At 49.7% G+C, this 13,126-nt stretch carries 10 protein-coding genes; 2 read left to right on the plus strand and 8 right to left on the minus strand.

Annotated features, from left to right (window positions below):
• Positions 1-10: 10 nt before the first annotated feature.
• From oppC to ACOTX1_RS12470, 4 genes are all read right to left on the minus strand, one after another.
• The gene (gene oppC / locus ACOTX1_RS12455) at positions 11-919 is read right to left on the minus strand and encodes an oligopeptide ABC transporter permease OppC (RefSeq protein WP_003856740.1); all 909 of its coding nucleotides are present in this window, start codon (positions 917-919) and stop codon (positions 11-13) included.
• A gap of 12 nt (positions 920-931) precedes the next feature.
• A complete protein-coding gene (oppB, locus tag ACOTX1_RS12460) occupies positions 932-1,852 on the minus strand; it encodes an oligopeptide ABC transporter permease OppB (RefSeq protein ID WP_022651360.1) in 921 nt (306 codons plus the stop codon).
• A gap of 82 nt (positions 1,853-1,934) precedes the next feature.
• Entirely contained in the window at positions 1,935-3,566 is a 1,632-nt protein-coding gene (gene oppA, locus ACOTX1_RS12465; RefSeq protein ID WP_003856736.1) for an oligopeptide ABC transporter substrate-binding protein OppA, read from the minus strand.
• A gap of 769 nt (positions 3,567-4,335) precedes the next feature.
• A complete protein-coding gene (locus ACOTX1_RS12470; protein WP_017384236.1) occupies positions 4,336-4,983 on the minus strand; it encodes a YchE family NAAT transporter in 648 nt (215 codons plus the stop codon).
• A 480-nt stretch (positions 4,984-5,463) separates the two neighbouring features.
• On the opposite strand from ACOTX1_RS12470, the gene adhE reads away from it, so the two are divergent.
• Positions 5,464-8,145, plus strand: coding sequence for a bifunctional acetaldehyde-CoA/alcohol dehydrogenase (gene adhE, locus ACOTX1_RS12475; protein WP_003856730.1), 2,682 nt, complete (start codon positions 5,464-5,466; stop codon positions 8,143-8,145).
• Between the two features lie 69 nt (positions 8,146-8,214).
• Here adhE and tdk read toward each other — a convergent pair whose 3' ends face one another.
• Positions 8,215-8,829 carry a thymidine kinase gene (tdk, locus tag ACOTX1_RS12480; protein ID WP_032634550.1) on the minus strand — a complete coding sequence of 205 codons (615 nt, stop codon included), beginning with the start codon at positions 8,827-8,829 and terminating at the stop codon, positions 8,215-8,217.
• 550 nt (positions 8,830-9,379) lie between these two features.
• Between tdk and hns the strand changes: the two genes are divergently transcribed.
• Positions 9,380-9,793 carry a histone-like nucleoid-structuring protein H-NS gene (gene hns / locus ACOTX1_RS12485; protein ID WP_003856724.1) on the plus strand — a complete coding sequence of 138 codons (414 nt, stop codon included), beginning with the start codon at positions 9,380-9,382 and terminating at the stop codon, positions 9,791-9,793.
• Between the two features lie 202 nt (positions 9,794-9,995).
• On the opposite strand, the gene galU is transcribed toward hns, so the two are convergent.
• The 3 genes from galU to rssA all read right to left on the minus strand — a co-directional run bounded on the left by galU (position 9,996) and on the right by rssA (position 13,106).
• Positions 9,996-10,901, minus strand: a complete 906-nt coding sequence (galU, locus tag ACOTX1_RS12490; protein WP_003856723.1) for a UTP--glucose-1-phosphate uridylyltransferase GalU — start codon at positions 10,899-10,901, stop codon at positions 9,996-9,998.
• Between the two features lie 199 nt (positions 10,902-11,100).
• A complete protein-coding gene (gene rssB / locus ACOTX1_RS12495; protein WP_003856721.1) occupies positions 11,101-12,114 on the minus strand; it encodes a two-component system response regulator RssB in 1,014 nt (337 codons plus the stop codon).
• A gap of 89 nt (positions 12,115-12,203) precedes the next feature.
• Complete coding sequence (gene rssA, locus ACOTX1_RS12500; RefSeq protein WP_023314261.1) at positions 12,204-13,106, minus strand: patatin-like phospholipase RssA; 903 nt, start codon at positions 13,104-13,106, stop codon at positions 12,204-12,206.
• Between the last annotated feature and the right edge of the window lie 20 nt (positions 13,107-13,126).

Raw genomic sequence — 13,126 nt, forward strand, 5'->3', positions numbered from 1 at the left:
ACGGCGCTCCTTAACGGTCTTTCGGGTCGAGGGCATCACGCAGGCCATCGCCGATAAAGTTGAAACAGAACAGGGTGACGACCAGGAAGCCCGCCGGATACAGCAGTAACCACGGTGACACTTCCATGGAGTTTGCGCCATCACTTAACAGAGCGCCCCAGCTACTCAGCGGCTCTTGCGTACCTAATCCCAGGAAGCTCAGGAAAGATTCAAACAGGATCATACTTGGCACCAACAGGGAGGCGTATACCACCACCACGCCCAGCACGTTAGGAACGATATGACGCACCACAATATTGGCGGTAGAAACGCCACCAACCTGTGCGGCTTCGATAAACTCCTTACGTTTGAGGCTCAGCGTCTGGCCGCGCACAATACGCGCCATATCCAGCCAGGACACCATCCCGATCGCCACGAAGATCAGCAGGATATTTTGACCAAAGAAGGTCACCAGCAGAATGACGAAGAACATGAACGGGAAGGAGTTCAGGATTTCTAGCAGACGCATCATCACGGAGTCTACTTTCCCGCCGAGGTATCCGGAAAGCGAACCGTAAAGCGTGCCGACGATCACCGCCACCAGCGCCGCCGCGATGCCAACCATCAGGGAGATACGGCCGCCAATCGCCACTCGCACCAGCAAATCACGCCCGGAAGAGTCGGTACCGAAATAGTGCCCGGATTCCATATCCGGCGCGCTGGACATCATGCCCCAGTCCGTATCGAAATAGGTGAACTGAGAGAGCATTGGCGCCAGGGTGACAAACAGCGCAATAAGCACCAGCACGACCAGGCTGGCAACGGCGGCGCGGTTATGCATAAAACGACGGCGGGCGTCCTGCCAAAGGCTGCGACCTTCAACCTCCAGCTTTTCACTGAAGTTTTCCAGCGCCTCGCTGTTTTTCTTACTCAACATCATGGCGTGCTCCAGTTAGTAACGGATTTTAGGGTCGATAACGGCATACAGCACATCGACAACGGCATTAAACAGAATGGTCAGCGCGCCCACGAGGATCGTCAGGCTCAGCACCAGCGAATAGTCACGGTTAAGCGCCCCGTTAACAAACAGCTGCCCGATGCCCGGCAGGCCATAAATGGTTTCAATCACCATTGAACCGGTGATAATGCCGACGAAAGCAGGCCCCATATAGGAGAGTACCGGTAACAGTGAAGGCTTGAGGGCATGACGGAAAATAATCCGGCGCATCGGCAGCCCTTTCGCACGGGCGGTACGGATGAAGTTCGAATGCAGGACTTCAATCATTGAACCGCGGGTAATACGGGCGATACTGGCGATGTAGGCCAGAGATAATGCCACCATCGGCAATATCATGAACTTCAGCGCCCCGCCGTTCCAGCCGCCTCCGGGAAGCCATTTCAGGGTTATGGCGAATATCATGACCAGCAACGGCGCAACAACGAAGCTGGGGATAACCACCCCGGTCATTGCGACCCCCATTACGGCGTAATCCCATCGGGTATTTTGTTTAAGCGCGGCGATAACGCCCGCAGTGACACCGAGAACAACGGCCAGGATAAATGCAGCAGCTCCTAATTTAGCCGATACCGGGAAGCTGGACGCCACCAGGTCGTTAACGGAATAGTCTTTATATTTAAATGACGGACCAAAATCACCGTGTGCAAGCTGCTTCAGATAGTTGAAGTACTGCGTGGTGATAGGATCGTTTAAATGGTATTTCGCTTCGATGTTGGCCATAACTTCTGGCGGAAGCGTGCGTTCACCGGTAAAAGGACTGCCCGGTGCAAGACGCATCATGAAGAAGGAAATTGTAATTAGAATAAATAACGTTGGAATCGCTTCAAGACAGCGACGCAGGATAAATTTCAACATTGCCCGTACCTTCTGGCGTGTGCCTGATGAATGTTACAAAATAGACACAGTGGGGCAAGCTCGCTCGCCCCACGTATTGCCATTAATGCTTGATAATATAAAGATTCTTAACGGAAATATTATCCAACGGGTCTTTACCGGTATAACCCCCTACCCATGGTTTCACCAGGCGGGCGTTAACGTAGTAGTAAACCGGAACGATCGCAGAGTCTTTATCGAGCTGTTGTTCTGATTTCGCGTACAGATCGGCGCGCTGGGCGTCATCTGCCACCTTCAGGGTTTCGCCAATCAGCTTATCAAACGCCGGGCTCTTATAGTGTGCGGTGTTGTTCGAACTGTCGCTCAGCATGGTGTTCAGGAATGAGGTCGGTTCGTTATAGTCCGCACACCATCCTGCACGTGCCACGTCAAAGGTTCCCTGGTGGCGCGTATCGAGGAAGGTCTTCCATTCCTGGTTTTCCAGCTTCACGTTCACGCCGAGGTTTTTCTTCCAGATAGACGCGACGGCAATAGCCAGTTTTTTATGCAGATCAGAGGTGTTGTACAGCAGGCTAAAGGTCAGCGGCTTGTCGGCGGTATAGCCAGCTTCAGCCAGCAGTTTTTTCGCTTCTTCGTTACGTTTTTCCTGGGACCATTTGAACCATTCAGGTTCAACCAGCTTCATACCGTCGGTGTAAGGCGGGGTGTAGCTGTAAGCTGGCAGGTCGCCCTGATTCTTCACTTTATTCACGATAATGTCGCGATCCAGAGCCAGCTTCAGTGCGGTACGAACACGTACGTCGGTGAACGGTGCTTTCTGGTTGTTAATTTCGTAATAGTAGGTGCACAGATACGGATCGACGTGAACTTCTTTCGGGATCTCTTTTTTCAGCTTCTGGAACAGTTCAATCGGCATGTTGTTATAGGTCATGTCGATTTCACCACTGCGGTAGCGGTTTACGTCCGTCACTTCAGAAGAGATTGGCAGGTAGGTGACCTGATTGATAACGGTCTTCGCATTATCCCAATACTGCGGGTTGCGCTCCAGCACCATACGTTCGTTAACGACCCAGTCCTTCAGCTTATATGCACCGTTGGTCACGATATTCGCAGGCTGCGTCCATTTTTCACCAAATTTTTCCACCGCGGATTTTGGTACCGGGGAGACGGACGGGTGAACCAGCAGCTTATAGAAGTACGGAACAGGTTCGCTCAACGTCACTTCAAAGGTGTTGGCATCGATGGCTTTTACGCCCAGGTCGGTTACTGGCTTTTTACCCGTGATGATGTCATCGATATTGGCAATATGGCCATACTGGAGGTAACTCGCATACGGGGAGGCGGTATTTGGATCCGCCAGACGCTGCCAGCTATAGACGAAATCTTCGGCGGTAACCGGCGTACCGTCGGACCATTTCGCATCTTTACGCAGATGGAAGGTCCAGACTTTAAAATCTTTGTTGTCCCATTTTTCCGCCACGCCCGGAGCCGGGTGGCCGTCTACGTCAGTCACCAGCAGACCTTCAAACAGATCGCGGTTAACGTTAGACTCTGGAACACCTTCAATTTTGTGCGGATCAAGAGACTGCACTTCCGCACCGTTATTACGTACCAGCGTTTGCTTCTCAGCCAGCTGAACACCAGCAGGAACGTCCGCAGCCATTGCAGCGTTGCCCGCGATTAGCGCAGTTAAAATCCCCGCCGCTACCAGACTTTTTTTTGTGATGATGGACATTGTGTTGATACTCCACTCATTATAATGACTGGCCTTCGCCAGTTGTGTAATCCCCTGTTGGGGCCTGTACAGCGCAGGAGTTTTTTTTGCTACTGTCAGGTTCTTTTTTACTTCTTGCTATCACCGACTTCATTATTACTGACCGCTCGTACGGCGGTCTTGCGTCGATTCTTTACACCTTTCCCCTGTCAGAGAGATGCGTTGGATATCTTACGTGAGGGCTATATGAAAATAGTTCTCATCAACTTGTTTAATGCTGCAAAATATAAGGCCGGAAAGTACCAAATGGTGCCAACTCTCGCCAATACATTTTGCAAATTTGTTAAGCATTTCTCTTTTACGATGGCTGGCATAACTAAGGCGCTAACCCTGGCTTACGCCGAAATCAACAAAAAGAGATATAATTCATACAGATAAGAAATTTTGTTGCTCCAAACGCGACGACATGGCTTAGTTGAACGAATTTTCACGATAATTTAACAATTGATTATTATTTAGCACATTCGTCTGAGTCAGCATCGAAATTACTAATATCATTTCGGTTATCTGTCAGCAAGCCCCAGAGTATCATGTGAGTAAAATAACAGAGGGTTTGAGGGATTTATGCGCGGCAAGGGGAAATGAAAATAAACAACCTCTTGAAAAACAACAAAAGAGGGTTATTAGTAGAACTTATTATGACTGGCGCCTATTTCAACTTTATTTATATGATTTGCAGATAATCACGTAAAAAAAACGGAGCCGCTGGCTCCGCTCTTTCAAATGAAAGTCAGTGTACTAACCCGGGGAAAATACTTTTTATACCGGTAACGATAAATTCGATGCCCAACGCCATTAACAACAGACCCATGATACGGGTAATCACGTTGATGCCCGTTTGTCCCAGCAAGCGAACCAGCCATGGCGCCATACGAAATACGCCCCAGCAGCACAGCGCGAACAGCGCAATGGCGACGGAAAAGCCAATCAGGTGCATCAGGCTGTGGTAGCGCGTTCCCCAGACAATGGTGGAACTGATCGCCCCCGGGCCCGCCATCAGCGGCAGTGCCAGTGGCACAACCCCAATGCTCTCGCGGATAGCTGTCTCTGATTTTTCCTGTTTGTTCTGTTTATCCTCCCCCAGCTTGCCGCTGATCATCGACATGGCAATCGTCACCACCAGGATCCCGCCTGCTATACGGAACGAATCAATCGAGATGCCGAAGACCTGAAGAATGGCGTCCCCGAGATAAAGAGACGTAAGTAGGATGATCGCCACCGACAGGTTTGCCGTCAGGTTGGTTTTATTTCGTGCCGCAGCCGTCTGATAGCTGGTCATACTGATGAAGACAGGGATGATCCCTACCGGGTTAACCAGAGCAAACAAGCCGATAAAAAACTTGAAATATGTAGGGAAATCAAAGAGCGTTTGAATCACATTAAGCTCCGCAATTGAGCATGTCCAGGGAGAAACTGCATGTCATGATAAATCCGCGCTGAAGATACGCTTTTTAGCCGCACACTTCACCAGAAATCTGTTCTTAAACGTTATCAATTCATGATGTTAAACATTTGTGTAATCAATGATATCGCCGCTTCCAATAGTTACTTAATTATTTAACAGTAGAATAATTAGCACAAAATAACCCTGCTGAAAGGTATCAGCTTAGGACAAAATTGATCTCGATCATAATTTTCGTACTCAGAAGTGAGTAATCTTGGTTACGCCGCCAGGGAGATCACCTATCAAAAAGGTATGATGCTAAGGTAAGGCTCTTTTAGTAAATTAGTGAGCTGGAGCAGTGAGTAATCCTTTGTTTTACTGTGTGTTACGCAAGTGGGATCGGCTCTGACTATACTGTCAGACGTATCGAGCGCTGGTTTACTAAAAGAGTTTAAACATTATCAGGAGAGCATTATGGCTGTTACCAATATCGCTGAACTGAACGCCCTCGTCGAGCGCGTAAAAAAAGCCCAGCGTGAATATGCCAATTTCACCCAAGAACAGGTTGATAAAATCTTCCGCGCGGCCGCTCTGGCTGCTGCTGATGCTCGAATCCCTCTCGCTAAAATGGCCGTTGCCGAATCCGGCATGGGTATCGTTGAAGATAAAGTGATCAAAAACCACTTTGCTTCAGAGTATATCTACAACGCCTATAAAGATGAGAAAACCTGCGGTGTGCTGTCAGAAGACGATACTTTCGGCACCATCACCATCGCAGAACCGATCGGCATCATTTGCGGTATCGTTCCAACCACTAACCCAACCTCTACCGCCATCTTCAAATCTCTCATCAGTCTGAAGACACGTAACGCAATCATTTTCTCTCCGCATCCACGTGCGAAGGACGCCACCAACAAAGCAGCAGATATCGTGCTTCAGGCTGCCATTGCGGCGGGTGCGCCAAAAGATCTGATCGGCTGGATCGACCAACCTTCTGTTGAACTGTCCAACGCCCTGATGCATCACCCGGACATTAACCTGATTCTGGCGACCGGTGGTCCTGGTATGGTTAAAGCAGCATACAGCTCCGGTAAACCAGCCATCGGCGTAGGCGCAGGTAATACTCCTGTTGTGATCGACGAAACGGCAGATATCAAGCGTGCAGTTGCTTCTGTGCTGATGTCTAAAACCTTCGATAACGGCGTTATCTGTGCATCTGAACAGTCTGTTGTTGTGGTTGATTCGGTATACGACGCCGTTCGTGAACGTTTCGCCAGCCACGGCGGCTACCTGTTGCAAGGTAAAGAACTGAAAGCCGTTCAGGACGTGATCCTGAAAAATGGCGCGCTGAACGCAGCTATCGTAGGTCAGCCAGCGTATAAAATTGCTGAACTCGCTGGCTTTAGCGTCCCTGCTACCACCAAGATTCTGATTGGTGAAGTGAAAGTCGTTGATGAAAGTGAGCCGTTTGCTCACGAGAAACTCTCCCCAACGCTGGCAATGTACCGTGCGAAAGATTTTGATGACGCGGTAGAAAAAGCAGAGAAACTGGTGGCAATGGGCGGTATCGGCCACACCTCTTGCCTGTACACCGATCAGGATAACCAGCCTGAGCGTGTTGCTTACTTCGGTCAGAAGATGAAGACGGCACGTATCCTGATCAACACCCCTGCTTCTCAGGGTGGTATCGGTGATCTGTACAACTTCAAACTCGCACCTTCCCTGACTCTGGGTTGTGGTTCCTGGGGTGGTAACTCCATCTCTGAAAACGTTGGTCCAAAACACCTGATCAACAAGAAAACCGTTGCTAAGCGAGCTGAAAACATGTTGTGGCACAAACTTCCGAAATCTATCTACTTCCGCCGCGGCTCTCTGCCAATCGCGCTGGATGAAGTGATTACTGATGGCCACAAACGTGCGCTCATCGTGACTGACCGTTTCCTGTTCAACAATGGCTATGCAGACCAGATCACCTCTGTTCTGAAAGCGGCTGGCGTGGAAACTGAAGTCTTCTTTGAAGTTGAAGCTGACCCAACCCTGAGCGTTGTACGTAAAGGCGCTGAACTGGCGAACTCCTTCAAACCTGATGTGATCATCGCACTGGGTGGCGGTTCCCCAATGGACGCTGCGAAAATTATGTGGGTGATGTACGAGCATCCGGAAACTCACTTCGAAGAACTGGCGCTGCGCTTTATGGATATCCGTAAACGTATCTACAAGTTCCCGAAAATGGGCGTGAAAGCGAAAATGATCGCCGTCACCACTACTTCCGGTACTGGTTCAGAAGTGACGCCATTTGCCGTTGTGACTGATGACGCAACCGGTCAGAAATACCCGCTGGCTGACTACGCACTGACGCCAGATATGGCTATCGTTGACGCCAACCTGGTCATGGAAATGCCGAAATCACTGTGTGCGTTCGGTGGTCTGGATGCGGTAACTCACGCTCTGGAAGCTTACGTTTCCGTACTGGCTTCTGAGTTCTCTGACGGTCAGGCTTTGCAGGCGCTGAAACTTCTGAAAGAAAACCTGCCAGCTTCTTACAACGAAGGTTCGAAAAACCCTGTTGCGCGTGAACGTGTACACAGTGCGGCAACAATCGCGGGCATCGCGTTTGCTAACGCCTTCCTGGGTGTCTGTCACTCTATGGCGCACAAGCTGGGTTCACAGTTCCACATTCCTCACGGTCTGGCGAACGCCCTGTTGATCAGCAACGTTATCCGCTATAACGCCAACGATAACCCAACCAAGCAAACTGCATTCAGCCAGTACGACCGTCCACAGGCGCGCCGTCGTTATGCTGAAATCGCAGATCACCTGGGTCTGAGCGCACCGGGCGACCGTACTGCCGCGAAGATCGAAAAACTGCTGGCATGGCTGGAAAGTCTGAAGGCGGAACTGGGTATTCCTAAATCTATCCGCGAAGCAGGCGTTCAGGAAGCTGACTTCCTCGCTCACGTAGATAAGCTGTCTGAAGATGCATTCGATGACCAGTGTACTGGTGCTAACCCGCGCTACCCACTGATTTCCGAACTGAAACAGATCCTGCTGGATACTTATTACGGTCGTAACTTCACTGAAAGCGATGTCGCAGCCGTAAAAGTTGAAATCCCCGCAGTTGTAAAGGCTGACAAGAAAGCGAAGAAAAACGCTTAGTTGACAGTGTGATAAAAAACCCGCCAGCGGCGGGTTTTTTTATATCTGAGGATCGGTAAAACATTCATGTTATTTTCGATTGTCGCCCTGTAACGCCGTCAGCGAGCCTACAGCCAGCGCCTCTTTATAATGCTTGCGGCAGACCGAGACATAACGTTCATTGCCTCCTATCACCACCTGCTCGCCATCAGCATAGGGTTTACCCGACTGGTCCAGGCGAAGAACCATACTTGCCTTGCGGCCACAAAAGCAGATTGTTTTCAGCTCAACCAGCTTATCCGACCAGGCGAGCAGATACTGGCTGCCGGCAAATAACTCCCCACGAAAATCGGTACGTAATCCATAGCAAAGAACGGGAATATCCAGCTCATCAACGACCTCTGAAAGCGCATGGACCTGCTCACGGGTCAGGAACTGGCTTTCATCTACCAGCACGCAATGGACAGGCTTAGAGGCATGCTCGACACGAATGTCCTCCAGCAGGTCCGTTTCAGGGTTAAACAGCCTTGCAGGCGATGAAAGCCCTATTCTTGAGCTTACCTTCCCTGCCCCAAAGCGATCGTCGATTTCGGCGGTATAAACAACGGTACGCATCCCCCGCTCCTGATAATTGTATGAGGATTGCAGTAACGCCGTCGATTTCCCTGCATTCATTGCCGAATAGTAGAAATAAAGTTGTGCCATTGGCCGAAGAACCCTAATCAATGTGAAATATTCCCGATGGATCATTGTACCATATTTTGTACCGTCAGCTGCGGCGAGCAGCACACTCCAACCTGCCATGCACCGGTAAATCCTTCGCGAGTAGCGCAAAATAATGCGTTAAAACAGGCAGTAAAGGCATTAAACACTGACAATAAGGTGAGACCGCAACCAGAGATAACACTTCTTTTTATAGTGTCTTCTTCGTTCATTAAAATTCACTATTTATTAACTATTCCTGGCTTCGCTGCGTTTACACGGGGTAATACAAAAGGCTGATATTTATCAACCGCAACTATAATTCCTGAGGTAAAAGTCACAAAACAAACATGCAAATGACGCGCTTTTGCCGTTTGAAACGATATCTCGCAGCCCCAACAAACAATGAAATTTAAGTTAGCGTAATTAATAATAGCGTCGTTTATTTTGTATTTTTTGAATTCCTTACATTCCCACCTATTGCACAAGTGAAATTAAGGCTCTATTATTAGGACAACAAACCCACCCCCATTATAAGTTTGAGATTACTACAATGAGCGAAGCACTTAAAATTCTGAACAACATCCGTACTCTTCGTGCGCAGGCAAGAGAATGTACCCTTGAGACGCTTGAAGAAATGCTCGAAAAATTAGAAGTTGTAGTTAACGAACGTCGTGAAGAAGAAAGCGCAGCTGCGGCTGAAATCGAAGAACGTACACGTAAACTGCAACAGTATCGCGAAATGCTGATTGCCGATGGTATCGATCCAAACGAATTGCTGAACAGCATGGCTGCGGCTAAAACCGGTACCAAAGCAAAACGCGCGGCACGTCCTGCTAAATATAGCTACATCGATGAGAACGGCGAAGAGAAAACCTGGACTGGCCAGGGCCGTACTCCTGCTGTAATCAAGAAAGCAATGGACGAACAAGGTAAACAACTGGATGACTTCCTGATCAAGGATTAATCTGGAAAGATTCTGAAAAATCCCGCTCTGTGCGGGATTTTTTATACCTGTAATATTCGCCCGAACATCTCCTTACATTCTGTCATATTGTGAGGCTCCGTATTTAACGTCCTTGACAATCCCCCGCCAATTACGGAGCGACAGGCATAAAAAAACCGGTGAGCATCGCTCCACCGGTCTTGTTCACTGGACTGTGAGTTTATTACTTAATACCCACGCTACCTTTGAGCCAGGCTTTAAATTCTTCACCCAGGCTGTTATGGCGAATACCATATTCGACGAATGCCTGCATATAACCGAGCTTATTCCCGCAGTCATGGCTCTTACCTTTCATATGGTAGGCTTCCACGGTCTCTTTCTCGATCAGCATATCGATAGCATCCGTCAGCTGGATTTCATCGCCCGCACCCGGAGGCGTTTTCGCCAGCAGCGCCCAAATTTCAGCGCTCAGTACGTAACGACCAACGACAGCAAGGTTAGACGGCGCGACGTCCGCTTTAGGTTTTTCAACAACGCCAACCATCGGTACGCTTTCGCCAGGTTGCAGGTCAACGCCTTTGCAGTCAACCACGCCGTAAGCGGTCACGTCGTCGACTGGCTCAACCATAATCTGGCTGCTGCCGGTTTCGTCGAAGCGTTTAATCATTTCCGCCAGGTTTTCCTGGGAAAGATCGGACTCGTACTCATCAAGGATCACGTCAGGCAGAATAACCGCGACCGGCTCATCACCCACTACAGGATGTGCGCACAATACTGCATGCCCCAGGCCCTTCGCCAGGCCCTGACGAACCTGCATAATGGTAACGTGTGGAGGACAAATAGACTGCACTTCCTCCAGCAGCTGGCGCTTAACGCGTTTTTCCAGCATTGCTTCGAGTTCGAAACTGGTATCGAAATGGTTTTCGATAGAGTTTTTAGATGAATGCGTCACCAGCACAATTTCGGTGATACCTGCTGCAATACATTCATTCACGACATACTGGATTAATGGCTTATCAACCAGAGGCAGCATCTCTTTTGGGATTGCCTTCGTCGCTGGCAACATCCTGGTACCCAATCCCGCCACCGGGATAACGGCCTTTCTGACTTTCGAATTAAGGGCAGCCATTGAAATTCTCCTGAACTGTTCAAGTTTTGAACTTTTATGCATTGAATAACGCGTTGAGTATACAGTCTCAGCCACTAATACGGGTCTGAAAAGAACGCGTTGCCGATCAATTAAGACAAATACGCATGAAACTCGCAGCGATAGTAGCACTGCCAGCAAAAACACAGGTAAAGCAATCTGAAAAATAAAATCTGACTGCTTACTCCGTGGACAACATTAAGCGTAACCGCCCTCCGGCACCCCAAATTTGGCACTGCCAGGAGGTGCAGCGATGGCTAATTTGATTAAGGTAAGTATTTCCCAGCGTACCCAACGGCACGCCGTTACTCACCTGAATATGGTGTTCGCCAGTATTCAGTGTGGCATTTAATCCCGCAGACACCAGAATAAGGTTATTCAACCCGCTGTGATAATAGCCAACCAGAAGCGGGAACTGCCCCGGTAAATTGGCCTGGCGAAAAAGTTGGTTGACCTGTTTTAGTAAACTGCCTAACTCAGGAAGTCGTTGCCCCTGATGGGATAATTGTTCCTGTAGCAATCCATTAAACAGCGCCCGGAGTAATAAGGCCGCCAGAACGCCGTTATCTCCCGCTCGGGTAACATCCAGGCAATAAAAAGCGAGGTCGGAATCCGAGAGCGGCGCAATATCCAGCACCAGTCCAGGCTGGTCAGCCGCTACCAGCTGGCGATAATTTACTCTGCAATGAGAGATATTTTGCTGCACCGGCGGCTGAAGTTCCTGAAGCAGCTTCGCGGCCGCGAGCGGATTACTGACTAAAGCATCCCAGTCCTGGAAAAGACGTTCTTCTTCTTCCACCCGGGAATTGAACATATTGGGATACAGGCAGGCCAACACCGTTTCGCGCAGACGGTTTAAATCTTTAACCGGTTTGAGCAGGATATCCTGCACTCCTAAACGCAACGCCTTAGCAATATCCGCCATATTTTCGGTGGCCGAGATCACCAGTATCGGTGTCTGATAACCTTCATTACGCAGGTTTTCTACCAGCATTAATCCGTCCATGCGCGGCATCTCAAGATCGCAGATCATCAGATCCGGCGCCATGCTGGCCATTTTTTCCAGTGCCTCGACGCCATCTTCGGCAAGGGACGTGGTTGCACCCAGTGAGGATAACCACGAATCCAGTAGCGATCGGAAAACGGGCTCGTCTTCTACTATCAAAATATGTTTTCCGGCCAATGGCTGTGTCATGGTTCCTCCCCTGGCTGACAGTTACTAAATAGTGGCATGCTATTGGTACTATCGCCTGTCAGATTTTGCTGAAGTAATCAAAAAAGTGCTCAACGTGCTGTACGCACAAAAGGCAACAGTTCATCTATTTTCTTTTCGACGGCTAACGAGCCCGCTGCTATGGCGGCCTCAGCCCGGTGGAAATCAAGGGTAGAGATTTGTGGACAATAGGGTTGAATAAGAATATCCGGAGGATCGCCAGCCATACGGTTTCGCTTCAGGCGATTCTCAAGAATTTGAATAGAGGTCGTCATGATTTCAATGGCGTTCGGTGCGGTCACCGCGCGACGGGCAGCCAGGCGCCCTATTCTGCCGCGTAATCGAGCATGCCAGGCAAGTTTCTCTTCTTCCGCATCATCGCTCTGAAGATTAACCGGCATCAAATCTTGCTGCATGAGGTGAGCATCGTGCTGTAAATCCACGGCAATAACGATATCCGCCCCCATGGCGCGCGTCAGAGAGACAGGGACAGGATTCACTACACCACCGTCAACGAGCCAGTAGCCGTTGTGAGGCACAGGCGCCATTAACCCAGGCATACTACAGGATGCACGAACGGCGAGATGAATATCCCCTTCGGTGAGCCATAACTCCCTGCCCATACTGAGGTTGGTTGCAACGGCCCCGAAAGGCATTTGGCAGTGGCTGAAGTCAGCGAGGGGCATTATCTTGCGAAACTGATTGAACACGCGTTCGCCGCGCAGCAGGCCGCCACGCTGCCAGGAGAGATCCATCAGGCGCAGCACATCCCAGTAACTGAAGGAGCGCACCCAGCTTTCAAGCTCCGGGAGCTTACCGCAGGCGTACGCAGATCCGACCAGCGACCCGATAGAACATCCTGCAACAATATCAACGTCAATCCCCATCTGGTTTAAGGTATTGATAACGCCAATATGTGACCAACCCCGGGCAGCACCTGAGCCCAACGCCAGTCCAATTTTTACCTTTCTCATTAGCCCTGTTTTACTTCCCC

The organism is Enterobacter cloacae complex sp. IR5401, assembly GCF_049238425.1.
Lineage (GTDB): Bacteria > Pseudomonadota > Gammaproteobacteria > Enterobacterales > Enterobacteriaceae > Enterobacter > Enterobacter hormaechei_C.